The organism is Bradyrhizobium sp. Mp27 (assembly GCF_029953005.1).
GTDB classification, from domain to species: domain Bacteria; phylum Pseudomonadota; class Alphaproteobacteria; order Rhizobiales; family Xanthobacteraceae; genus Bradyrhizobium; species Bradyrhizobium barranii.
Genome location: NZ_JASAUS010000869.1, coordinates 1 through 219, shown reverse-complemented (window position 1 = coordinate 219; position 219 = coordinate 1). Strand labels below are relative to the sequence as shown.

The 219-nt window shown below is 59.8% G+C and carries 1 pseudogene; it reads left to right on the top strand.

Annotated elements, in window-relative coordinates:
• Positions 1 to 108 precede the first annotated feature (108 nt).
• Positions 109 to 219, top strand: a pseudogene (locus tag QJT78_RS52880) (transposase); the annotation flags it as partial.

The window sequence follows — 219 nt, the reverse complement described above, 5'->3', positions numbered from 1 at the left end:
GAAGCTCTTGCCCGGGAAACAAACTCAAACTAACAGTCCCTTGTCCTGCCTCGCGGGTGGAGGAATTTGACTGACCACACCCGGAGGAATTTGAAGTGACCCGCGGGGCACTCAAGGCGCAAGATCATCGCAGCGACTCCGAAAGCCGGCTCACCCATCGCCGAAGCCGTTCTCGCGCGCATCGCCGCACTCTATGCGATCGAGAAGGAGATCCGTGGC